Source organism: Pseudomonas sp. NPDC090752, assembly GCF_055584805.1.
The window spans coordinates 1-23604 of the sequence record NZ_JBVJLI010000018.1 but is presented as its reverse complement, the minus strand read 5'-3'; the positions used below and the strand labels follow the sequence as shown (position 1 = coordinate 23604).

The 23604-nt window shown below is 58.6% G+C and carries 18 protein-coding genes; 15 read left to right on the top strand and 3 right to left on the bottom strand.

All coding sequences use genetic code 11. The features are described from left to right. Nucleotides 1-108: 108 nt before the first annotated feature. From tssM to vasI, 3 genes are read right to left on the bottom strand one after another with little or no spacing between them, the layout of a single operon-like run. The gene (gene tssM, locus ACZ6YA_RS21120; protein ID WP_465899112.1) at nt 109-3744 is read right to left on the bottom strand and encodes a type VI secretion system membrane subunit TssM; all 3636 of its coding nucleotides are present in this window, start codon (nt 3742-3744) and stop codon (nt 109-111) included. Continuing rightward, nucleotides 3741-5201 carry a type VI secretion system protein TssA gene (gene tssA / locus ACZ6YA_RS21115; RefSeq protein ID WP_465899240.1) on the bottom strand — a complete coding sequence of 487 codons (1461 nt, stop codon included), beginning with the start codon at nt 5199-5201 and terminating at the stop codon, nt 3741-3743. The genes tssM and tssA overlap by 4 nt, the downstream gene beginning before the upstream one ends. Further along, nucleotides 5189-5977 carry a type VI secretion system-associated protein VasI gene (gene vasI, locus ACZ6YA_RS21110; RefSeq protein ID WP_465899111.1) on the bottom strand — a complete coding sequence of 263 codons (789 nt, stop codon included), beginning with the start codon at nt 5975-5977 and terminating at the stop codon, nt 5189-5191. The genes tssA and vasI overlap by 13 nt, the downstream gene beginning before the upstream one ends. 150 nt (nt 5978-6127) lie before the next feature. On the opposite strand from vasI, the gene tssB reads away from it, so the two are divergent. The 15 genes from tssB to ACZ6YA_RS21035 all read left to right on the top strand — a co-directional run. Then, nucleotides 6128-6631, top strand: coding sequence for a type VI secretion system contractile sheath small subunit (gene tssB / locus ACZ6YA_RS21105; protein WP_465899109.1), 504 nt, complete (start codon nt 6128-6130; stop codon nt 6629-6631). 17 nt (nt 6632-6648) lie between these two features. Beyond that, a complete protein-coding gene (gene tssC / locus ACZ6YA_RS21100; RefSeq protein WP_465899107.1) occupies nt 6649-8139 on the top strand; it encodes a type VI secretion system contractile sheath large subunit in 1491 nt (496 codons plus the stop codon). Further along, entirely contained in the window at nt 8136-8546 is a 411-nt protein-coding gene (gene tssE / locus ACZ6YA_RS21095) for a type VI secretion system baseplate subunit TssE (protein WP_465899105.1), read from the top strand. The genes tssC and tssE overlap by 4 nt, the downstream gene beginning before the upstream one ends. Nucleotides 8547-8549: 3 nt before the next feature. Then, nucleotides 8550-10316, top strand: a complete 1767-nt coding sequence (gene tssF / locus ACZ6YA_RS21090; protein WP_465899103.1) for a type VI secretion system baseplate subunit TssF — start codon at nt 8550-8552, stop codon at nt 10314-10316. Then, a complete protein-coding gene (tssG, locus tag ACZ6YA_RS21085) occupies nt 10280-11296 on the top strand; it encodes a type VI secretion system baseplate subunit TssG (RefSeq protein ID WP_465899101.1) in 1017 nt (338 codons plus the stop codon). The genes tssF and tssG overlap by 37 nt, the downstream gene beginning before the upstream one ends. Beyond that, nucleotides 11293-11862 (top strand): FHA domain-containing protein, encoded by a 570-nt coding sequence (locus tag ACZ6YA_RS21080; RefSeq protein ID WP_465899099.1) that lies wholly within the window; start codon nt 11293-11295, stop codon nt 11860-11862. Before tssG ends, ACZ6YA_RS21080 begins: the two co-directional genes overlap by 4 nt. After that, the gene (tssJ, locus tag ACZ6YA_RS21075) at nt 11859-12656 is read left to right on the top strand and encodes a type VI secretion system lipoprotein TssJ (RefSeq protein WP_465899097.1); all 798 of its coding nucleotides are present in this window, start codon (nt 11859-11861) and stop codon (nt 12654-12656) included. Before ACZ6YA_RS21080 ends, tssJ begins: the two co-directional genes overlap by 4 nt. Nucleotides 12657-12705: 49 nt before the next feature. Next, nucleotides 12706-14043 (top strand): type VI secretion system baseplate subunit TssK, encoded by a 1338-nt coding sequence (tssK, locus tag ACZ6YA_RS21070; protein ID WP_465899096.1) that lies wholly within the window; start codon nt 12706-12708, stop codon nt 14041-14043. Between the two features lies 1 nt (nt 14044). Continuing rightward, nucleotides 14045-14905 carry a type IVB secretion system protein IcmH/DotU gene (gene icmH, locus ACZ6YA_RS21065; protein WP_465899094.1) on the top strand — a complete coding sequence of 287 codons (861 nt, stop codon included), beginning with the start codon at nt 14045-14047 and terminating at the stop codon, nt 14903-14905. A 132-nt stretch (nt 14906-15037) separates the two neighbouring features. Further along, the gene (locus ACZ6YA_RS21060) at nt 15038-15553 is read left to right on the top strand and encodes an Hcp family type VI secretion system effector (protein WP_465899092.1); all 516 of its coding nucleotides are present in this window, start codon (nt 15038-15040) and stop codon (nt 15551-15553) included. Between the two features lie 75 nt (nt 15554-15628). Continuing rightward, complete coding sequence (locus tag ACZ6YA_RS21055) at nt 15629-17797, top strand: type VI secretion system Vgr family protein (RefSeq protein ID WP_465899090.1); 2169 nt, start codon at nt 15629-15631, stop codon at nt 17795-17797. A 74-nt stretch (nt 17798-17871) separates the two neighbouring features. Continuing rightward, nucleotides 17872-18726: a DUF4123 domain-containing protein gene (locus ACZ6YA_RS21050; protein ID WP_465899238.1), complete on the top strand. Its 855-nt coding sequence runs from the start codon at nt 17872-17874 to the stop codon at nt 18724-18726. After that, the gene (locus tag ACZ6YA_RS21045; protein WP_465899088.1) at nt 18719-21706 is read left to right on the top strand and encodes a T6SS effector BTH_I2691 family protein; all 2988 of its coding nucleotides are present in this window, start codon (nt 18719-18721) and stop codon (nt 21704-21706) included. Before ACZ6YA_RS21050 ends, ACZ6YA_RS21045 begins: the two co-directional genes overlap by 8 nt. A gap of 5 nt (nt 21707-21711) precedes the next feature. Next, the gene (locus tag ACZ6YA_RS21040) at nt 21712-22629 is read left to right on the top strand and encodes a DUF6708 domain-containing protein (protein ID WP_465899086.1); all 918 of its coding nucleotides are present in this window, start codon (nt 21712-21714) and stop codon (nt 22627-22629) included. A gap of 20 nt (nt 22630-22649) precedes the next feature. Beyond that, a partial coding sequence (locus tag ACZ6YA_RS21035; protein ID WP_465899084.1) for a T6SS effector BTH_I2691 family protein occupies nt 22650-23604 on the top strand: 955 nt, incomplete at its 3' end.

The window sequence follows — 23604 nt, the reverse complement described above, 5'->3', positions numbered from 1 at the left end:
GAGCATGAAGGGTTTGCGGGTGGGGCTGGGAGACACCTTGTTGCACACCTTGTGCTGGGAAATGGAGCGCGGACGGTAGCAGCTGGGCGTGACAGGCGCGTGACGTCATCAACGGACAGAAGATGCCTGAGTGGTCAGATGCCCGGCGTGATCAATCTTGGATGAATGCTGTAACAAACCTCGCGGCAACCGGAAATCCTTGAAAGGTTGTTGTGTAATTGGGTTGAAGGCCTTTTCCGCGTTCAGCCGGTAGCGCATCACGCCCTCACCGGTCCGGAAGCTCAGGTCCACGCTAGTTGCAGTACGCCCATTGAGCGACCCGCGGCTAAGCAGCCTGAACATCGACCACGGGCCTCGGTACTCCAGGCTGCTGCTGTTGCCGTTCTGCCTGAGCAGGGTGAGGTTGCTGCGCACGTGCTGCCCCAAGGTATTGGGCCAGACGATACCGGTGATCTGGCTTGGGCCGTGGGTATAGGAAATCAGCTGGCCATCTAGATCCAGCAGGCTGGTGCGTTGATTCGCACTGAGCCCCAATGGCTCGATACTGAATTGCACGCTGAGGTTGCCGCGCTGGTCAAAGAAGGTTTCGCGGATGCGATCGGCCAGCACCAACTGCTCGATCACATCACCACGGACCAGAGAACGCCCTTGCAGACCGGACTGCAAGGCTTCGAGATTGTCCTTGAGGAAGACATCCAGGTACTGTTCCTGAAATTGCTGCAGTCGCCCTTTGGGCCCGAAGAACGCTTCAAAGTCCTCCAGCGAAGCATCGGGCGCTCTGACTACGAAGGGATAGCGCCCGGCCAGGCGTTGCTGGAAGAAGCTGTAGACTTGAGTATCCCAACGTCGCTCCAGCTCGCGCAGCGCCTCAACCTTGATTACTTGCGCCGTTTGATCTGCCACCTTTCTGACCTGATGATTGATAGGCGCTGGCAAACCCCTGGCCACGCGTTGCAAGGTAGCGATTGGATCGTGGCCTGTCATTGAAAAGCGCTGATGCACAGCTTGCAGGGCGGCCTTGCCTCGATCCGGGCTGTCCTGCACCGCCTTGGCATAGTCATGCACGGCGGCCATGGCCGCGTGCGTTTCATCGTAGTAACTGGGCTTTTCACCAGCGGCTTGCAGCATTGCGCTCAGGCCTGCAAACGCTCGCTGAATCGCTAGCGCATGTTGTTGTTCGGGCTTGCTGGTGACCGATACAAGCGAGGCAGTCTCATCCCCCGCGCCAACGTTCACCGGTGATAACAGCGAACTGTTGTCGCGAACCGTCTCCAACAATCGGTGCAACGGCGCTGCAGGGCCAGTCAACTGTTCCAGGACCGCGACCCCATGTTCGAGATCACGAAAGTCGGCCACGGAGAATGCACTCAAGGCACGCCGCCAACTGTCGATGTAGTCAGCGCTGTACAGGTTGTGCAGCCGCTCGGTCAGCGCCGCCTGGTCGGCATCGGAGTAATCCAGTTGTGCCCGCTCCCCCAGTGCCCACTGGTCAATCATTGCCATTTCGGCGAAGCGCCGGCTACGCGGCTCAAAGTACTCGTTGAAGCCTTTGGCGGTCAGCATTGGGGCCAACAAGATGCCATTGTCTCCTTGGTTTGATCCGGAAGACGGCTGATAGACGACATCGAAAGCAGGGCCGACCTGGTGACGTAGATCCAACCCTGTGTGCAGTTGTTCCTCGGCCTGTTGCTTGAGGCCTGCATACACCCGCTGTGGCAGCGGTACCTTGCGCAACGACTGCTGCACGTCGTTGACACGCTGGCGATACTGCGGCAGATCGGTATCGGCATAGGCCAAGGCATATTTCAGGTGCTGCATGAGATCACGTTGCAGCTGCCCTTCGCCGGGGAAGGCCTGTTGCCACTGCCGCGCCATCCAGTCCTCGACCCATTCCGGCCGGCGGTTCTGGCGATCTTCGAGCATCCGGTAAACCCGGAGCGCAGCCATTTGCTGCTCGCTGCCCGGAGGTGCCGCATTCATGGCATCGACTACGCCGCTGGCCAGGGCGGGCAAAAAGCGCTTGGACAACAAGCTCAGGTACGCTTCATCCACCGTTGGGCCAATGGCACGCCCCTGGTACAGGCCCAGATCAGCAACCCCCGGCCAGGCAGAGCGGTAGTCGCCAAACACTGCGACCGCAGCGCGGATCTGGTCCAGGGGCTCCAGCAAGTTGCGCCCGGTCGAGTCCAGACGCTGGTCCACTTCGTAGTGGCTGTACTCTCGGCTCTTGGCAAGCACGCCTGCTGCTTTGATGCCATTGATGTCGAAGTAACGATGCCAGCTGGCGATGGCGACGCAGAAGGCCAGGATGCCGACAGATGAACCTACCCACAACAATTGGCGCTTGCTGCGTGCCACCGTGACATTGTCGCCGGCAAGGCCCGCCTCTTTGTAGATGACCCGCCCAAAGACCTGCTGAATGAAATAGGTCAACGCCTTGCCTTGCGCCTTGCCTTCCAGCAAGGGGAGTTTGGTCTTGTAAGCTTGTGCAGCCTCGCGGACAAAAGCATTGCGCATGTCGCCTTGCTGTACGACTGACGACCAATACACGCCGCGCACGAGCGCCGGGGTGGTGAAACGATCACTTGCCAAGGTCTCACGCAGGAAGTTCAACAGTATCGGACGCAACCCGAGCAACTGCCCATGCAGTGAGCAGAGACGTGAACGCGACGCAGGGCTACTCTGCATGTCCAGCTGATCAATCACCTGCTCGAATAACTGGTTCAGCAACCGATCGTAGTGTTCACCGTACTCGTCTAGCCAAGCGTCGAAGGTGTCGACTGCATCCAGCTTGAACGTGAATCCCAACAGGCTGTTGCGCTTGGCGGCTGAGAGCTTGGCGTAGAACTGCTCGAAGCCATCCAGCAGATCGAATTTGCTCAATACGACATACAGCGGCAAGCGCGAGCCCAGCTGGCTGCTCGCCTCGTAAAGGCGTGCGCGCAGCACGTGGGCAAGTGCGGTGCGTTGCTCGGCGGTACCGTGCAGCAGCGCGGGTAGATCCACAACCAGCACCAGGCCGTTAAGGACTCTCTGACTTCGATTGCGCTGCAGCCAATCCAACAGATGCTGCCACAATTTCGCGTGGGTTCCAGAGGGTACGGAGGGTTCAGCGTCAGCTGAATCACTGCTCGGCGAGCCTGCCGGGGTGTCTTGGTTGATAAAGGCACCGGGCGGGTCGATGATCACCGCATCATTACTGATCCACCATCCCACTGGGTAGGCAAGCGCTAGGGCTTGTCGGCCTCGTGTCTGGACCTTGTCGATACGGGTCAGGGAAAAACTTTGATCGGTACAATCGATAAAGCTGCTCTTACCGGCCTGTTCACTGCCCAGTACCAGGTACCACGGGAGTCGGTACAAAGCCCGACGCCCACCAGCGTTGTCCAGGTAGCGTGCAAGCCCTTGGCTCAATGCCGTTTCTTGCGCATGGACAAACGGCAGCGCGGGGTCCATCTCAGCGGCCACCGCCTGCTGACGTTCCGCTTGCAATCGGCGAAAGCGTGCTCGCAAAACAAACAGCCAACACAACAGCGGCACCAGAACGAGTACCAGGCTCGCCACACTGCGATGCGCCACGCTGGCCAGTGGCTGCTGCTCGCGCCAGGTCCATTGCGGGCCGAGCCACCAGATGGCAACTAGCATCAGTGTAGCGCCAAGCCCGAGCAGCAGCGGCATCGCCAGACCGATGCGGGTCATCAGCGGCCAGCCCCAACGTTTGAGGTACTTCCAGAGTTGATTCATCGACGCTCCTGCTCCTTGTTCCGGTCGGCCAGCACGTGGGGTGACGCATATTGCTGAAGCCGCTGAAAGACCTCGGGCTCCCAGTCGCTGGCGGTGGTTTGCTGCATCGTTCGCGCTACCCCAGCGCACAGGTCATGGGCCAACCAGGACACGCCCCGTGCTGCCAGCAGGTCAGCCGCGATGACTGTGGTATGGCAGCGCTCGCGGGGGGCACGAAAATCCGCCTGCATCCCTTGCAGCCTTAGCAAGACTGGTTCTACGCCGGCGGTTTCCAGCTGGCTGACCAGCTCTTCGCGCAGGTTGGCGAATTCTTGGGAGGCGACGCCTTGCCCGGATTGCCCGTCTGCTCCCTTGAGCCAGGCAAGGCATTGGTCGTCGACAAACACCCGACCGTCGCTGAAACAAAGCTGCTGCAGCGCTGGCATGCGCTGAACGAACCGAGCAGTCGCCGCACGGATGGCTTCAGCCACTTCGCCCATCGCCAACCGCGAGGCGGCAGTGGCTGCGAGGAAGCTGCCGCGAATCCAGTAGGGACAGGCAGTCACACTTTTTTCGATACGCTGGAGCAACACCGCATCAATCACCGTGCCGGCGATGGCGTCCTCGTAGTCAGAGGCAATATCCCGTGGCACCGCCATCAACTCTGTACGGTTGCCCTGCTGGGTTTGCGGTGCGGCTTGAATGTGGGCCCACAGGCCGAAGCGACGTAGTTGATAACCGGTTGGGTCGTAGGGATCCTGCTGGTTGATCAGTTCGGCCATGCTCAGTACGGCCCGCCGCGTCTCGCGCTCGTTACCGACCAACACGTGCGGCTTGGGCGAGGCGATGATATCCGCCAGCGGCGCAGGCTTGATGGCCGTCTCTTCAGGTGCGCAAGGCTCGCCAACGCCATTGGCAAGATCGGTGTGTTTGCGCAGCAGCCGCTCCAGTTCATTCAGAACAGCCGCGTCAAGATGCGCGGCTTCCTGCTGATGTGCCAAACGAACCAACGCACTGTTCGCCGCTGAGGCGTGTGCTGGTGTATACGTGAAACGATCAAGACGAGGCAGCGCATCGATCAAGCGATTGAGCACTAGGCCAACGAGCTTGCGCTTGGCCAGGAAGCCTTTCGGGCCAGGCTTGGGATGAGCGGTTTCCCAATAGCCTTCGATCAATCCACCCAGCAGCGCCAAGGTGAACCCCCAGCGCTCCCAGCAACCACTGCGCAGCCAGGCGACACTCAGGTGCGCGACGATTCGCAAGTGTTTGCACTGCTGGCCCAGGTACTGGCGAGACGCTTCTTCGATATAGCTCCAGTCGATTGAAGCCTCCTGCAGCCCGCCTAGCTTGACCATCTCCTGGTCAATGGCCTGGTAGGTTTCGTCTTCGACGTCGAACAGTCCGGCAGGGGCTGCCGGGTCAATCGGTGCGAGCAGCCTATTGATGTCTTCCCCTGACACCTGCGCTACCACCGGCAGATACCTCGTGCCTGGCGAATCAACAGGTCCAGGCCCTGGGCGTCGAACGTCAGGCCATCAATCTCGGGGCTGTCGCTGAGCACCTGTATGCGCTGAGCGCCGATCAGTTTCTTGATTTGCTCGATCGCTGGAAGGCCGCGCCCAGCGTCCAGTACTTGGCCGTTCTCCATCACTTGCCAGGGAGTTTGGCTGGTAGAACCGCCCTCCCCCGTCAAACGTACGTTAACCCGACTCCCCTCGATGGGCCGACTGGCAATCAACTGCAAGCGAGATATGTTCTGTATGCAACTGATTGCCAGGTAAGCGCGATCGTCGATTGATGCGATCGCGGGTGCCGAAATCACAAGGTCATGTGTAGCTGCACTGCCGTCACCAGGATTGCCGATACGAAACGTCAAATCATCAGCCGCCCGCGCGGCCTCATTGGCCATTACGCGTAACACTGTCGGCGCGTCCTGCTCCTGCGCTGACCACTGACGTCTCTTCACATGCGCTGGAGTGCCCGCAGCCTGATCGAAGCATGCCAAGCGCACTAGATTCGACTCGATTTTCGAGCAGTCTTGACCAGCGTTCGCGGATATCGGCAAACAGCAGAACATCAGCGATAGTCCTACGCAATACGTATTTCTACCCATCATCGCTTGTAAGTTTCCATTCAATATTCCACAGGCTTTCAACACCACCAGGTAATTGATCGCCGAAAACCGACAAGAGACTAGCCCACTAAAATCAAAAATAACAAATAAATATTTTATTACACTTTCGCGCTCGACCACTTAGCACTAATCAATGCATGGTTTTTAGGAGAGTCCAAACAGACAAGCAACTTACACTAGTCGCACACATATTAGAGAAAAGTCCTACAAGTGTAACTTGCAACGCAACCAACTTAATGGATATTTCCTACAACAGGGAGACATTTCTCGATGTCAAAGAGCACAGGTTCCGTCGCACCAAAAGAGCGTATAAACATCAAATATGTGCCCGCCACCGGTGACGAGCAGGCCGAAGTAGAACTGCCGCACAAGATGCTGGTGTTGGGTGACTTTGGCCTTGATGACAGCCGCTCCCTCGAAGACCGCCAGGTCATGCGCATCGATAAACACACCTTCAACAACGTGTTGAACGACGCCGATGTCAGCCTGGGCATGTCGGTGCCCTCCGCGCTCAGCGCGACCCCGGATGCCGAGCTGGCAGTCAACCTGCAATTCAAGTCCATCCAGGATTTCGGGCCGGATCGCATCGCCCGCCAGGTGCCCGAGCTGCACAAGCTGCTGGAGTTGCGTGAAGCGCTGGTCGCCCTGAAAGGCCCGCTGGGCAACGTGCCTACCTTCCGCAAACAGCTGCAACATCTGTTGAACGACGAGCATGCCCGCAAGCAACTCGCCCAAGAGCTGGACTTGGTGCTTGAAGCGCCCAAAGAAGACTGAGACAACGGAGCGTCCCCATGCCAAAGCCAAGCAGCACAACCGTCACTGTCGAAACAACGTCCGAAACGTTGAACAATGCCACCTTGCTCGATCAGATCATGGCGGAAACCAAATTGGTTCCCGCGCAAGAGGGTTACCAAGTTGCCCGGCAGGGTGTATCCGCCTTCATAGCCGAAATCCTCAAAAGTAATGACCCAGATCAACTCATCAACAAGCACCGCGTCGATCAGATGATCGCCGAGCTGGATCGGGTACTGAGCAAACAGATGGATGCCATCCTGCATCAGCCTGAGTTCCAGCAGCTCGAATCCTCGTGGCGCAGCCTCAAACTTCTGGTCGACCGCACGGACTTTCGCGAGAACATCAAACTTGAAGTCTTGCATGTCAGCAAAGAAGAGTTGCTCGACGACTTCGAGAACGCGGCAGATATCACTTGCAGCGGCATTTACAAACATGTCTACACCGCCGGTTACGGCCAATTTGGTGGCGAGCCCGTTGCCGCCATGGTCGGCAACTACAACTTCGGGCCCTCTTCGCCTGATATCAAATTGCTGAGCTACATGGCATCTGTGGGCGCCATGTCACATGCCCCGTTCATTGCAGCGCCTTCCCCGGAGTTCTTCAACCTGAGCAGCTTTGAAGAGCTGCCCAATCTGAAGGAAATCAAAGACATTTTTGCAGGCCCCCGTCATGCCAAATGGCGCGCGTTCCGCGAAAGTGAAGATGCCCGCCATGCCGCCCTGACCGGGCCGCGCTTCATGCTGCGCTCCGCCTACCACCACCAGGATCAGCCGATCAGCAGCTTCAATTACGATGAGAACATCAACGGTCGGCACGAGAACTACCTGTGGGGCAGCTCGGCCTTCCTGTTGGCCAGCTGCATCAACGAGAGCTTTGCCCGCTACCGCTGGTGCCCGAATATCATCGGCCCGCAATCCGGGGGCGCCGTTGAAGACCTGCCAGTGCATCTGTACGAATCCCTGGGGCAGCTGCAAGCCAAGATTCCTACCGAGGTGCTGATCTCCGACCGCAAGGAATTCGAGTTGGCCGAAGAGGGCTTCATTGCCCTGACCATGCGCAAAGACAGCGACAACGCCGCGTTCTTCTCGGCCAACTCGGTGCAGAAGCCGAAAAACTTCCCCAAGACGCCCGAAGGCCTGCAGGCGCAGACCAACTACAAGCTTGGCACCCAGCTGCCTTACCTGTTCATCGTCAACCGCCTGGCCCACTACATCAAAGTGCTGCAGCGCGAGCAGATCGGCAGCTGGAAGGAGCGCCGCGACCTTGAGTCCGAACTCAACAAATGGATCAAGCAATACGTCGCCGATCAGGAAAACCCTTCGGCTGACGTGCGCAGTCGTCGGCCGCTGCGTGCTGCCAAGGTTGAGGTCTCGGATGTGGCCGGTGATCCGGGCTGGTACCAGGTCTCGCTCGCCGTGCGTCCGCACTTCAAGTACATGGGTGCCAACTTCGAGATCTCTCTGGTAGGTCGGCTCGACACGCAATGAGTGGGTTTTTCGATCGTTTGATGGCGGATCAGTCTGCCGTCCGGGAGCCGTCTCGCCAGGAGAACGCTTCGCACAAGTTCGCCGCCATCAAGCGCCACCTCGAAACGCTGCTGAATGCCCGCCAAGGTTGCTCCCAGAGCAGCCCTGAGCTGGGCCTGCGCGACTTCAACGGGCATGACGTGAGCAGTGGCGACCTGCTGCAGCAAGTGAGCGCCGATATCCGCCGCACCCTTCAGCGCTTCGAGCCACGCATCCACGTGCGTGCGCTCAAAGCGGTTCCCGATTGCCACGCTCCGCTGGAGTTGCATTTTCGTCTGGACTGCCACGTACAGGTCAACAACCACGCGGAGCAGTTGCAACTGGAGCTGCTGGTCAACGGGCACAACCGCTATACCCGAGTGAGATGAACCATGTCACTAAAGGACAGATTCAGCGAAGAACTGCGTTACCTGCACGAGTTGGGAAACGACTTCGCCAAGGACAACCCACAACTTGCTCGACTGCTGGGCAAGGCGGGAAGCGATCCCGATGTCGAGCGGCTGATGGAAGCCTTTGCGTTCTTGACGGCCAAACTTCGGTTGAAGCTGGAAGATGACCTGCCGGAATTGACGCACCCCATGCTGCAGCTGCTGTGGCCCAACTACCTGCGGCCGCTGCCCAGTGCCACGATCATACAGTTCACGCCACGCCAACAATCGCTCAGCCAATCACAGCGCATTCCCAAAGGTGCAAGGTTGTTCTCGAAACCCGTGGACGGTGTGCCCTGTGAGTTTCGCACCTGCACATCAGTGAACATTCATCCGTTCGAAATCGATGCCGTGAGTGCAACTCAGACACTCGACAGTTCGATGGTTCGCATCGGCTTGCAAACTTTGGTCGAGCGGCCACTGAACACGTTGGGGTGCTCCAGCCTGGACTTTCACCTGAGCGGCGATAACCGCACCGCCCGCACGCTCTATCTATGGATTTCCCAGTACATCAAACACATCAGCGTGACGATAGAGGGTGAGGTGCGCCGGCTACCGGCCAGCAGCATCGCCTTCCCAGGTTTCAGCCCTGACGAAGCCTTGCTCCCCTACCCGCAGAACGTCTTCGATGGCTACCGGATTCTGCAGGAATACTTCGTGTTCCCGAAACGTTTCCACTTCTTCAGCATTAAAGGTCTGGAGAAGCTCTGGCCGGCAAAAGACTGCCAGCAGGTGGGCATTGAATTCCATTTCACGCGTCAATTGCCAGAACCGCTGCGCGTTGGCACAGAAGATTTCAGCCTGTTCTGCACCCCGGCAGTCAACCTGTTCAAGCACAGTGCCGAGCCCATCGATTTGGCCAGCGAGGCTGCTCAGGTAGAGCTGAAGCCAAGAAGCGAAGAGCAGTACGCCTATGAAATCTTCAGCGTCGATGAGGTTATCAGCACCCAAACGACCACTGACGGAAGTACGGGCGAGCACTTGCGCACTTTCCGCCCTTTTGAGTCATTCGCCCACGAAATCGAACATGTCCAGGGCCGCACGGCACTCTACTACCGTTACCAGCTCGAAGAATCCTTGCGCGGCGATGGCGTCACTCACCGCATTGCCTTCGTGCGTGCCGATGCCAACAGCTATATAGGCGAACTGGAAACAGCGTCCATCGACCTGACCTGCACCAATCGGGATTTACCACTCGCGTTGGGCGTGGATGACATCAACGTCCTCACTGAGGTCACGCCCCCCCTGGCGACCTATACCAACATCTGCGCGCCCACTCGCCCCTATCGACCCGTGTTGGACGGCCAGTTGCATTGGGCCTTGATTTCCAACATGTCGCTCAACTACCTGTCGCTGCTTTCGGTGGAGCCGCTCAAGGCGGTGATTCGTGCCTACGACTTCGCCGCCTTGCACGACATCCAGCAAGCGCGCACTACCCGCAAACGCCTCGACGGGATCCGCGAAATACAGACGCAGCCCATGGACTGGTTGATCAAGGGGCAACCCATTCGCGGCCTGCACACCCGGCTGAAGCTGGATCAGGCGGCCTTCATCTGCGAGGGCGACCTGTACCTGTTCGGCTGCGTGCTCGCGCACTTCTTCGCCCTCTACGCCAGCATCAACTCCTTCCATCAACTGGAAGTGATCAACACCACCAACAACGAGCATTACACATGGCCCATCCAGACCGGCAAGCAACCGCTGATCTAGCCGACAAGCTGATGGCCAACGCCCACCAGTACAACTTCTTCCAGTTGCTGGAGCGGCTGCATGGCCTGCATGGCGATGACCTGGAACCGCGCTGGCCGGACGAGGCCACCCGGCTGCGCGTGCGTCTGGCAAGCGACCCACGGCTGACTTTTCCCGTATCGGATGTGTACAAAGCCGAGCGTATGCCCGGGGAAGACGAGCGCTATCGCGTATGCACCACATTCATGGGGTTGCACGGCACCGACTCGCCGCTGCCAACCTACTACCTGGAGCAGGTGGCTTATGAGCATGCCCAGGGTGTAGGCGTGCGGCCGGCCTTCTTCGATTTCTTCAACCATTACGTGCTCAGCCTGCTGCACCGGATCTGGCGCAAGTACCGCTACTACATCCGTTTTCAACCCGGTGCCAGCGATGGGTTCTCCCAGTACATGTTTGCATTGCTAGGGCTGAACGACAAACAGCTGCGCGGCGATACGACACTGCCTTGGAGCCGACTGCTCAGCTTTGCCGGAGTTATCGCCAGCCGCAGCCGCGCACCGGGAACCGTCGCCGGCATCATCGCCCACTGCTTCGACCTGACGCATGTGCGAATTCGCGAATTCGAAACGCGCTCAGTACCGACGAAAAGCAAACAGCTGGTAAGCCTTGGGCGCAGTAACGGCGAGCTGGGGAGCACGTTCATGGTCGGCAGCCGCACCCGTACCCGCAGCAGCAAATTCACCATCGTCATCAGCGAACTCGACCAGGCGCAACTGCGTGCCTTGCTGCCCAGTGGCATCAACTTTGGTCGCTTGCGGGCGCTGATCGACTTTCTGCTGCGCGATGGCCTGGCGTACGACCTGGAGCTGCACCTGAAGCAAAACGCGCTATCGCCGTTCTGCCTACACCGCAGCCAAGGCGCCTACCTGGGCTGGACCAGCTTTGTCGATGACCGCGATGGCGAAATTAGTCCTGTTGTTCGCTTCCGGGGGCGGTCATGAGCACATTGACCTTGAGCATCATCAATCTCGACCAGGTGCACCACACCGTCACCCTGCGTCATCGGTTCGACCGCACGGGCGGCACCATCGGCAGCGAAGGTGCCAGCTGGGTGATCAACGACCGGCACTACAGCGTTGCGCCGGTCCATTGCGAAATCCGCTGGATCGAGGGCAGCTTCTGCGTGATCGATCACTGTCACCATACCTATGTAAACGATGGGATTGATTGCCTGGGGTCGCTACCCCCTCGGCGTCTGTTGGAAGGTGACCGGCTGCGAATCGGTGCGTATCAGCTGCTGGCCAATTACGCCCATGAGCACGCACACCCGCGTTCGCTGGAAGACCTGTTCCACCCAGACTCCAGGGTGCTCGATAGGCTGATTGCCGAAGTACCAGCCCACGCTTGGCAGCACAGGCCGCCTGGCCCCGAGTTCGTTATCGAGATTTGCTCCGTCTTCGATCCGTGCATGGGCAAAGACCCAATGGCGGCCTTCGACGCCCTGGCTGATGCAGCGCCATCAACAGCGGATCCGCTGCAACATCTGACGGCGGGAGAACGCCTATGAGCCGCCTACCTTTCTTGACTGCTCCACTGCTGATCATGCTGCTTGGGCTTTCCGGCTGCACCTCTTGGAACAGAGCCACTCAAGTGATCAGGGATCATTCATTACCGATCGGGCCGCCCAAGGACCACCCGACTCAAGTCGCGTTCAGCATCAACGTCAGCCCAACGCTCAACGGCAATCCGAACAGCGTCGACGTAGCGGCCATACCTGAGAGCAGCTTGGAAGCAAGCCCTTACGCGGTGACCTTGAGCGCCGCAGACCCACACACGCTGACCGACAAAGTCGGGACCTTGTTCGAGTACCTGCAGACGCAATTCCCCGCGATGTCACCTGTGGAGACCGACGAGGGTGACGACGGTGACCTGGCTCGCTCCCCTATGGAAGAAAGCACCCCCGGCAGCTATGACGACCCAACGGTGGTCCTCACGCTGCCAAACAGCATGACTGCAGCTAGCGCGCCTATCGCCACACCGATTGCAATCAAGATCCTGCAACTGCGCGATGACTCGCTGCTGCGCAACAGCGTGTACCAACTGCTTGACGCTGACCCCGCCAAGACCCTGCGCAGTACCTACATCCGCGATGACGATTACCTGCTGAACCCAGGCCAGTTCAAGTTCATTCCGCTTGAACCCATCGAGCCCGAAACCCGCTTCGTCGCGGTGATTGGTGACTACCGAAACCAGCAAAACGCGACCTGGCAGCAGGTGCTGCGAATTCCGCCACGCGGCCACCAGATCATTCTTTCAGTGCTGGTCAACGACGCTCAGATCTTGCTCAAGGAGGAGGAATGACAGCGCCTCTCCACCCTTCCCCCCTTACTCACGCTGACACGGAGCGCTCATGAGTTCACGTAACCCCGTCCTGTGGCCCGAAGGCCTGTTCGTCAAACCGCAGCACTTCCAACAAGCCGCACGTGCCAGTGAAGCAGCCTTTCATCAACGCCTTGGCAGCCTCAACGCGGCGTTCTACGGCTTCAGCGAACTGCAGTTGAACGATGAGTACCTGAGCCTGGGCAAGATCGCCATCACCAAGGCACGCGGCATCATGCCCGATGGCACGGTATTCGACATTCCAGCCGATCTGCCACCACCGCCGCCCCTGGAAATCGAGGACGACGGTTCGAAAGACAGCGAGATATTTCTGTGCCTGCCGCTGCGTACCGAGGGGGGCCGAGAAGTCAGCTGGCCCGACAATGCCGCCAACTTCCGCTACAACGCCCAGGCGGAGGAAATCAAGGATACCCACAGCGCCGACGGTGACCTGGTGCAGGTCGACCTGGCCATGCCCAACTTGCAGCTCAAACGCAAAGCCGAGGACAGCAGCGCCTACACCCGCCTGGCCCTGGCACGCATCCTGGAACGACGTCCCGACGGCAGCCTGCAACTGGACGAAACGTTCTACCCCACCAGCGTCTCGGTGCGAGCCGTGCCGGCGCTTCAACGCTTCCTCGAAGAAATCACCAACACCCTACGCGAGCGTGCACGCAATCTTGCCGTCCGCATTGGCGCATCGGGCCAGTCCGGCATTGCTGACATCCGCGACTTCAACCTGCTGCAGGCCATGAACCGCTGGTGGCCCTGCTTCAACCACCTGGCCAGGCAAGGGCAAACGCATCCTGAACAGTTGTACCTGTCCATGAGCCAGGCCTGCGGTGAGTTCGTCACCTTCACCGACGAGAACCGACTGCCGCAAGAATACCCGGCCTATCACCACACCGCCCTGCGTACCTCGTTCAAGCCCCTGGAAGACACCCTGCGTCGGGCACTGAGCACAGTCCTGCAACCACGCGCCATGTCGTTGCCGCTGGAGACGCTGGACTATGGCGTGATGAAGACCACGCTGGATGACCGTCGCCTGACCGACGAAGCCGACTTCATCGTCGCCGTGCGTGCCAACCTGCCGCCGCAGACGTTGCGTCAGATGTTCATTCAGAAAGCCAAGGTCACCTCACTTGAGTCATTGAATGACCTGGTGCCTTTGCAACTACCTGGCATCCCGCTGTTACCCCTGCCTGTCGCACCACGCGACCTGCCGTTCCATGCAGGCTTCAGCTATTTCGAGCTGGACAAGCGCGACCCGGCCTGGGCGTGCATGAAGTCGGCCAATGGCTTCGGCTTCCATGTTGCGGGTGAATTCCCAGGGCTTGAACTGCAGTTCTGGGCGATTAGGGGTGAGTGACATGGATCAGAATAAAACAGGGCTCACCGATGCTCAGAGTGCTGGGACCCGACCGTTGAACTCGACGCTTCGTGGAAAAGCCCCTAACGCAGCCGTACCGTCTGGAGAACCCGCAGAGAAGCCAGAGCCTGCGCCCCTTTATGAAGGTTACCCAGCTGATCCAGACTTTCAACTACGAGGCGGCCTCACCAACCTGATGCTGGATGCCGCAATGCCGCTTTTCGGTTTGGTCATGCGCCTACGCACATTGGATGCGCTGCCCAACATCAAGGACGTGCACCAACAAGTGCGCAATCAGATCGACAACATCCGCGAAGAAATACGCCAGCACGGCTATGAGCCCGCTCACCTGTTGGCGTACTCCTACGGCCTGTGCCTGTACATCGATGAAGCGGTCATGGAGCGGCCCTGGGGCAAGAACAGTTGCTGGAGCCATGAGCCCCTGCTCAGCATCTTCCACGATGAAACCTGGGGTGGTGAGAAATTCTTCACCGTGCTTTCTCGGCTGATGCAGGAGCCCAAGCGGTACAAGGACGTGCTGGAGTTCATGTACTTCGCGCTTTGCCTGGGCTTGAAGGGCAAGTACGCCATCGCCCCCAAGGGCGAAGAGTCCCTGAATGCACTGATCCACCAGCTTCACGGGATCATCCGTGAACTTCGCGGCCCCACGCCCGAAGAAGTCTGCGACCCCTATACCAACGTCGCCCCGCGCAACTACCGCATGACCCGGATATGGCCTTGGTGGAGTCCGTTAGTCATATCAGCCATCGCCATGGCGGTCGCCTACGGGATCTACAGCTACCGCCTGCACCTGCTTACCACCGAGGTGCTGGAGTCGCTCAACGTCATCTTGCAGCAATAAACAGCCCACACCGGGTACCACTGAATGCAACGAATTATCGAGGTATCGCCTCGTTAACAAGCCCATCGCTTCCGATGGCCACGCCACCTGTGGTGCGCGTGTTTTTCCCACATGGACGCAGGAGTAACTGCAATGCCAACACCCGCTTACATCAAGATCGAAGGCCAAACCCAAGGCAACATCACCGCCGGTGCCTTCACCTCCGACTCGGTCGGAAACGTGTTTGTCGAAGGCCATGAAGACGAAATCCTGGTACAGGAAGTCAAGCACCAGGTCACCGTTCCGACCGACCCGCAAAGCGGCCAACCGGCCGGGCAACGGGTGCACAAACCGTTCATTTTCACCAGCTCGCTGAACAAGGCCACGCCGCTGATGTACCAAGCGCTGGCCAGCGGCGAAATGTTGCCAACCGTTGAAGTGAACTGGTATCGCACTTCGGTAGAGGGCAAGCAAGAGCACTTCTTCACCACCAAGCTTGAAGACGCCACCATCGTCGATATCAACACCGTCCTGCCCCACGCCCAGAATGCGAAGAACGCGAACTACACGCAACTGGTCGAGGTGGCGATGTCGTACCGCAAGATCTCCTGGACCCACGTGACTGCGGGTACCGAAGGCTCTGACGACTGGCGTAAACCGATCGTCTGATCTAACTGAAACGTCCCAGGCAGGCCGCTTCTGCCTGGGCGCTTCGAATACTCAGACGGCGGAAAAGGATATTTTATGCCTAGCCAATCTGACCTGCGTTACAGCTTCCAGCCGCTGGTGGGCAACGCTCAGTTCGAAGTCGTGTCGTTCACGCTCAAGGAAGGCATCAGCACGCCTTTCGAACTGGACCTTAAGCTGATCAGCTTCGACAACAACATCGACTTCGGCCATCTGCTCGACAAACCTGTGCTGTTCACCCTCTGGGAGGACGAGCGTCCGGTACGTTATGTACACGGCCTGGTCAGCAGCTTCAGCCAGGCCGAAAGCGGTTTCTACCGCACCTATTACCACGCCGTGGTCGAACCGCAACTGGCCCGTGCCAAGCTGCGTTCGAACTGGCGCATCTTCCAGCACAAGACCGTCCCACAAATAATCGAGCTGATGCTCAAGCGCCAAGGCATTACCCAGTTTGAACTGCGCGCCAGCATGGACCACCAGGTCCGCGAGTTCTGCGTGCAAGCCGGCGAGACAGACCTGGAGTTCATCTCCCGTCTGGCGGCAGAAGAAGGCTTCATCTACCGCTTCGAACACAGTGAAAAGCGCCACAAACTGATCATCACTGACCGACTGCAATCATTCGGCCTAATCAGCCAAGGTGCTCTCAAAACCGAGGATGAAGACGAGGGATTTGTCGATGCTGACGAGCTGATCGGCCCCAACAACGTCCTATATCAGGCCAACAGCGGAGGCGACCAGGCCAGATCCTGCTTGTGGCGTTTGCGCTACAGCGAACAGGTGCGTACAGCATGGCAAGTTCAGCGCGACCATACCTTCACCAACCCGGCTTACCGCCAGGAGCACAGAGCCCCGGGTCCGCATCTGGAGCACCAATCCAAAGACTACGAACGCTTCGACTACCCTGGCCGCTACAAACGTGATGCCGTGGGCAAGCCGTTCACCGAAAACCGAATTACCGCTCTACGCCATGATGCGCGTGTCGCCGAGGTCAAGGGTGATGATACTCGCCTGCAACCTGGGCTCAGCTTCACGCTTGTAGGTCACCCTAGGGATGACCTCAATGTGCATTGGCGAGTGAATACGGTTATTCACGAAGGCAGCCAATTCACCAGCCTGCAAGAGGAAGCCGCTGGCGTCGACCAGAGCACACGTTATACCCATACCACACAACTCGTACCCGGCAGAACGGAATGGCGCCCTGCGCCTTTGGCAAAGCCACGCGTCGATGGGCCGCACATGGCTACCGTTGTCGGCCCACCGGGTGAAGAGATTTATTGCGACGAGTGGGGCAGGGTCAAAGTCAGTTTCCCCTGGGACCGCGAGAGCCAGAACAACGAGTTCAGCTCCTGCTGGTTGCGGGTATCGCAGGGCTGGGCAGGTGGAAGCTGGGGCTCGATGGCCATCCCTCGTATTGGCCAGGACGTGATCATCCAGTATGTCAACGGTGACCCCGATCAACCGCTGATTACCGGGCGCACCTATTGCGGGAACCAACTGCCGCCCTACGACCTGCCTGACCACAAGACGCGGATGACTATCAAGAGCCAGACCCACAAGGGCAATGGTTTTAATGAGCTGCGTTTTGAGGATGAACTGGGCAGGCAGGAGGTGTTTATCCATGCCGAGCGAGACCAGAACAATGTGGTCAAGCACGATGAGACCACACAGGTTGGCAATGATCGCAGTGAAAACGTCGATCATGACGAGACGATCACCATCGGTCACGACCGTAGGGAAACGGTCGGCAACGATGAACGGGTCACCATCGGCCAGGACGCCTTTCTCAACGTGGGGCGTAACCAGACTCTCCACATAGCCAAGGACCGCGTCGAGACGGTAGGCAACCATCGCCAGGATCAGATTACCGCCAATCACTCGATAACGATTGGCGGAAACCTGGAACAGCAAGTCGAAGGCCACGCAACGCTGGAAGCTCGCGCACAGATTCGCAGGCGCACAAGCCGCTACGAACTTCGCGTCGCAGACGCGCTGGTCATCCAAGGGCCTGGAGGATCCATCCGCATCGATAAGACCGGCATCACCCTGGACGGCTCGACTATCCGCGTCAATGGCGACTTGCTCAAGAATGCGGACGGAGCAGGCAACCCCTTCACTATCAATAGCGCACCAATCTGCGGCGAACCATTGGATCGTCTCTGCGGACGCCGTCCCGATGGCAGCTGCGCCTTGGCTGACTGTCGCTGCCTGCGAGGGCGTGAACTATGAATGTGGACGGATCGACACCTGCCAGCCAACACCGGCCGCCCAGTGCGCTCTACCAGAGTCGCTTCCTGTTGCTGATGGCCCGCGAAATCGAACACTGGGCATTCCGACCGATACCACAGGGAGGTCATCCGGTACCCGCCTATGCCCCTTCTCTCCTGGAACTCATGGATGAGGTTACAGGCAGGATTGAACATGCGTGGGTGTGGAAAGACACAGCCATGGATGACGAACATGAGTTCGGTCCCTTGCTCGTAGATATCACCAACGCTCCTGATCTGCAGCGCCACGCCCTGACGAATTGGGCGCCCATCGGAGCGGTCATCGCGCTGGATGCCGATGTCAGCCTTGCAGCGCTGTCCGAGCACTTCACCAGCTTGGTGGAAGTCACGCTTGAGGACCAACAGCCGGCGACCCATCAGCTCAAACCTGATCACCTTGGTGCGTGGCTGGAGGCACTCGATGAAGACCATCGCACAGCCTGGCTTGGACCGATGTCGCGGCTGATATGGCGTGTCAAATGGGGGCCTGCCCATGAGTGGCAGCAGCTTGAGCGCAGCCCGACTGTGCTTCGTTCAAGGTCGGATGCACCCCTTGCTATTCAACAGGATGAAATTTTCCGGTTGCAAGCCGGCATACATGAGCACTTCGTACTTAGCCTAACCCATGAGGTGTTGGCCATGCCCCTGCATACCCCACGGAATCTGGCTGAAATCCGTCAATGGATCGAGGAACTGCTGCCCCAACTGAAAACGCTCAATTTCCATGACGAAGAGGTCGCAGGGCAATTCATTCTGCTGGCGGCAGAACACATGTGGCTGATGAGCAGTGACGAGGCGGGGACTATCTACACCAACCTCCAAACTTCGCCACAAAGCAGACTTCGTGATTTGCAAGCGCTGATCGCCAGCAAGGAATCCAACCATGACTGACGCCTCCGTGAGCCGCGCCACCTCCATCCCTGCCTGCAGCGCCCGCGTGCCCATCCTGCCGATCCGCTACGCCATCGTGCCGCGCCTGGCCGATACGCCGGCCTGCCGCTATGCCGATTCGGGCTTCGACCTGGAACAAGGCTTCTCCCCGCTGCAGCACTCGTCCTACACCTTGCGCGCCCTGCGCCCAGGTTACGTCTACGTGTTCATGCGAGGTACCCACGGCGAAAAGCTGGTCGTTCACGAGCACGACGGCGAAGGCCGCTACAAGCAATTGCGCTACCGGGGGCTGGAGAACTACCAGCAGCGCGACGGCTACCTGTCCGGCACGTCGATGGGCTGGGTCTGGGCCGACACCTGCTCGGACACAGCCCAGGAAGTCTGGATCGGCTACAGCCCGCATTTGTGGACCAATGCCATGACCGCCCGCATCACCACCTCCGCCGCGCTGCGCCAGCGGCACATGCGCCGGCTCGACATGGCCGAGCTGGTGGCCGGTACTCAGATGCCCTCCTCCCAGCCCCATTTACTGCCGGTCAGTGCGTTGAAAACCTGGGTCGAGGACTTCAAGCCGGAACATCAGCGCATGTCGCTGGCCTGGAGCAGCCAGCCGCGTACCGAGATCTTGCCGATCGGCAGGCTTGGCGCCATGGCGCGGCATTACCCCAGCACCCAGCCGAAAATCCCTGCCGTGGTGGTGCTCAGCGACGCCGAAGGCATGGCCCTGGACCTCAGCCTGTCGGTCTCGGCCTACCAGCATCAGCTGCGCGACCTGATACCGGCCGAGCAACTGGAACACACCAAGCCGCTGCAGAGTACCGAGCAGGCCGAAGTGCCCATGTGCTACGGGCTGGATGTGCAACAACTGAGCCCCAAGAGCCGCGACTTCCACCGCCGCAACCTGGTGGCCATGCTGATCAACAAAACCTTGGAAAGCCTCTATCCCGCAGACGCTCGCCCGCTGGGCCAGGCGGCGCAACGCCTGAGCATGCCTGCTGGCAGCCCGATGCTATCCCCGGCTGCGGCACGCTTTCGAGCGCTCACCCATGAATACTATTCCCCCAACGGTGCACGCCTGGGGCAGCGGCTCGACACGGCCAAATACCTGCAGTTTCTCGAGGAGCGCGAGGCGCTGGAAAAACGCATCGCCGCCCTGCGCGAGCTTGCTCTGCAAGCCAGCAACGATCACGACGCCTGGCTGGCCACCGCCGAACCCCAGCACATCGATGACCCCTACAGCCTGGCGGCGGCCTTGGCCTGCTATGACCGCAACGACTGCACCTCGGCCCGTGGCCTGGAAATATCCCTGGCCCTGATGATTCACCCGATGGGCCAGCCGGCGCCCGGCACCGAAGACGACGACCGCCGCCTCCAGCGTCTGGAGCAGTGGCTGGACCAGCACGACAGCCCGCTGTACGTGGCGCTGGCGCCGTTCAATCCGTTCAGGGACAAGGCCGATGCGGTCGGCACACTCTTGGGCGGCACAGATAATGTGATCGAAGGGCTGTACGGGCGCTTCCCGGCGATCGCCGACATCACTGACCTCACCGCCCAGTCAGTCAACACCGTGGTGCTCAAGCGCATGCGTGGGCACACGCGCTGGGATGCCAGTCATAACCTGCGCCAGCAAGTGTTGCTGGCGGCGCAGGAGGCCAATGCCGAGAAAGCGCTCGGGCTGTTGGCGGCGCGTTACCAGATCACCGATCAGAGCGTGCGGGGGAATCCGTTTAGCCAGGAGGTGGAGCACTACTTGAAGACCGGGATGGCACAGGTCGAGGAGATGAAACTGCTCAGGGTTACTGGGAGCCGAACGGTGTCGGTCGAGTTGACTACGACCACACGGGTGATGCCCAAGCCCAAAGCATTGCTCACCTCAGGCGGCGGGACGGGTTTGAACGCCGGGATGCTGTGGTTCAACGTGATTGCACTTAAATCGGCTTATAACAATTTGCAGAAGAGTCATGCGCCGGAATATACGGCAGGGTTTGCCGCCTCGATATTTGGCGTGATTGGGGCTTCGGCTGCGACGTTGGTGGGGGTGCGGGCTACGCAGAAGGCGGTGATGTTGCGGCTGAGTTCTACAGCGCCGGGGATGGCATTTGGCAATGGACTTATAAAGTTCCTAAGTAGTAATTTATTTGCGCGGCTATCGGGATACCCTGCAATAGTTCTAAGCGCATACTCTGACTTAAATAAATCCAGGCGACAAAAATTACACGGCAGCAATGCAGCCGCCGATCTAACCTTTTATGGTGGCAGCTCAACCGGCATTGGATCTATTTTAATGCTAGAGGGCAGTCTAGCCATTGCCGGCCGGACGTTGTTCATTTCTTTTGCAGGATTGGCCGCAGCGGCCATTGTGTTAGTAGGCGCTGCGTTGATTATCGGGGGGCTGTATCTACACGCGAAGGCGGCTGCTCGCATACATAACCCAATAGAGCTTTGGGCCGCAAGATCAATTTTCGGTAACCGTTTGAATGATGGGGAATACAGGAAAGAGATACAACTAGACTATGAAAAAAAGCTTCCGCCATTTACAAACCTCACACAGGAGGTCAAAGCTTGGCACGCCGATCACTATTCCCCTTTGCTTCTATCATCTGAAACTGTAAGAAGCTTAGGACTAAACCAATATGACAGCAAATTAACGACAAGCGGATCATGGCTACCTCCCAATTGGAACACCATCACTAGCCAACAGCTTAAATTAAAGCCTAGAGTTGCCGAATTCACGTTTTTCTTAAAGGAGTTTATAATTGGGGAAAGTGAATGGCATGCAACTTTAAGCGCTGCACTGGATAGCAAGCCCCAAGCCATCCCATTACCAACACCAACCTGCCACAAGCTCCAAGGCGGACTACTAATTAATATTAAAGCCGAAATAGGGAAATGTGATAAAGCAATCCTTGAGGTCAAATATCGCCCAGCCATTGGATTAGACCAAGAAGCTGAACTTTTTAACATATTCACTCTTGAGTAATAAGCATGGCAACTGCATGGATATTTTCCCGACAACAAAAAACCAATTATAGCCCAAGCATAAGAGCTCAAGCCACAAGCGTAACACAGACCAACTTAATCTTACGCAACCCTTGGGTGAGCGATTCCGTATTCATGGGGAAGCTTTATACAGCAATAACACTAAGCTTTGCAACGTTATTATACCCTGACGCCCTAGACATGGAATATTACTATATACTTACATCGGATGCACACTCCTTATTTCAATATCTGATCAGCCCATTAATATTCACCCCATTTCTAGCCTATCGAATTTATTGCATCAGAAGCCTATCAAGTCTCTACCTCAACCGAGCAACCAAGAAAGTTTACTTTCAGAAAGGGAAAACCTTAATTACCTTCGATTGGAACAATGTCACTGGAGGCCTATTTAAACGCACTGAATTCGGCGGTTCCTCTTTCAGTACCAGCTATGCCCTTGCATTCGCCCCTCGCCGCGAAGATGGCACACTCCACCAAAAAGACTGCCTCTGGATCGACAGCAACGAACCCACCGAACCCGATATCCAGTACGTCGCCGAAGTCTGGGAATACCTCCGTCACTTCATGGACCACGGCCCGGACAAGCTACCGCCCCCAGGCGAGCCCAACTGGCTCTACCGCCCCCTCCACGAGATCTGCCTGACCCCAGCACAGGCCTGGCAGCACTACGCCCCGTGGCGAACCGGCGAGCCCGGTGAAATGCAGGGCAAGAAAAACTGGCTTTTACCGGTTTGGGCTGTGCTGTTCCCCTACAACCTGACCGTCGCCATCGCTTGGTACGCCATCTGTCGCCTGTTTAATGTTCGCGCTGCACCTCCGCCCCCAGAAGCTTACGAGGAAGGAGCCGCTCCACCTCGAAAGCGCAAAGACCAATCAGTGCGCAAGAAGACCAAGCACTGATCAACAGCAAGGAACGCCCCATGACTGACGCCTTCGTGAGCCGCGCCACCTCCATCCCTGCCTGCAGTGCCCGCGTGCCCATCCTGCCGATTCGCTATGCCATCGTGCCGCGCCTGGCCGATGCGCCGGCCTGCCGCTACGCCGACTCGGGCTTCGACCTGGAACAAGGCTTCTCCCCGCTGCAGCACTCGTCCTACACCTTGCGTGCCCTGCGCCCAGGTTACGTCTACGTGTTCATGCAAGGCACCCACGGCGAAAAGCTGGTCATTCACGAGCACGACGGCGAAGGCCGCTACAAGCAATTGCGCTATCGGGGGCTGGAGAACTACCAGCAGCGCGACGGCTACCTGTCCGGCCCGTCGATGGGCTGGGTCTGGGCCGACACCTGCTCGGACACCGCCCAGGAAGTCTGGATCGGCTACAGCCCGCATTTGTGGACCAATGCCATGACCGCCCGCATCACCGCCTCCGCCGCGCTGCGCCAGCGGCACATGCGTAGGCTCGACATGGCCGAACTGGTGGCAGGCAACCAGGCACCCTCCTCCCAGCCCCATGTACTGCCGGTCAGCGCTTTGAAGAGCTGGGTCGAGGACTTCAAACCGGAACATCAGCGCATGTCGCTGGCCTGGAGCAGCCAGCCGCGTACCGAGATCTTGCCAATCGGCAGGCTTGGCGCCATGGCGCGGCATTACCCCAGCACCCAGCCAAAAATCCCTGCCGTGGTGGTGCTCAGCGACGCCGAAGGCATGGCTCTGGACCTCAGCCTGTCGGTCTCGGCCTACCAGCATCAGCTGCGCGACCTGATACCGGCCGAGCAACTGGAACACACCAAGCCGCTGCAGAGTACCGAGCAGGCCGAAGTGCCCATGTGCTACGGGCTGGATGTGCAACAACTGAGCCCCAAAAGTCGCGATTTCCACCACCGCAACCTGGTGGCCATGCTGATCAACAAAACCTTGGAAAGCCTCTATCCCG